Genomic DNA, 676 nt, shown 5'->3' with positions numbered 1-676 from the left:
GACAGCCACCACGCCTCACCGAACATCCCTATAGCGTGTCAGGTCGCCATCGATCCACGCTCAGCAAGGCGCTAACACACCACTCGTATACATCATCGCACTGACGTCCACAGGGCAACGCGCCGCGCGCCATCACGAGTCAGCTGACACGCGTGTATTGTGCGAGTACAGCGCGCCAGATCCCTGCATCGTTAAGATAAGCGCGCGTATAGGCGAACGTCCCACTGACATCGCGCGTACCTCGCTGCCCCTTGTTGATCGTCGTTCCCGTAACCAACGCCATCGAGCCGTAGACGCGGACCTGCCGACCCTCATGCCGCATGCTCTGGTAGCGAAACAAGCCGGCGCGCACATCCGCCAGAATCTGCGCGCGCGTGGTGACGTGCCCGATATTGTTGATCGCATAGTAGTCAGCGTGATGCAGCCCTTCCAACGCGCTCACGTCCGATGACAGCCACGCGTCGCGCCAGGCGGCCTCGCGCGCAAGCACCTCTGCCACCAACGTCGATCCTTGAGTGGGGCCATCAAAGCCCGAACCCGGCACTTGATCATCATGTTGCATGTGTAACCTCCAATGTTTGCCATGCGGGCTCTTTCGCAGAGCCGAAATGCCAATGCCTCACGGCATCAATGTCGCCTGCCTTCAGGCAGCGTCGCATCATGCGACGACATAGCG

Annotated in this window: 1 protein-coding gene; it reads right to left on the bottom strand. The window is 60.5% G+C overall.

Translation table 11 applies throughout. From position 1 onward, the window contains the following. Nucleotides 1-139: 139 nt before the first annotated feature. Complete coding sequence (locus RMZ43_RS35990; RefSeq protein ID WP_428851026.1) at nt 140-562, bottom strand: nuclear transport factor 2 family protein; 423 nt, start codon at nt 560-562, stop codon at nt 140-142. Nucleotides 563-676 lie beyond the last annotated feature (114 nt).

The sequence above is a fragment of the Nostoc sp. CmiVER01 genome (genome assembly GCF_034531135.2).
Classification (GTDB): Bacteria; Cyanobacteriota; Cyanobacteriia; order Cyanobacteriales; family Nostocaceae; genus Nostoc.
The sequence above is the reverse complement of the archived record's forward strand: the minus strand, read 5'-3'. Positions and strand labels throughout refer to the sequence as shown.

Bases quoted from the DNA above. Each gene is read 5' to 3' on its own strand.
- RMZ43_RS35990 (WP_428851026.1), bottom strand. From the start codon at position 562: ATGCAACATGATGATCAAGTGCCGGGTTCGGGCTTTGATGGCCCCACT.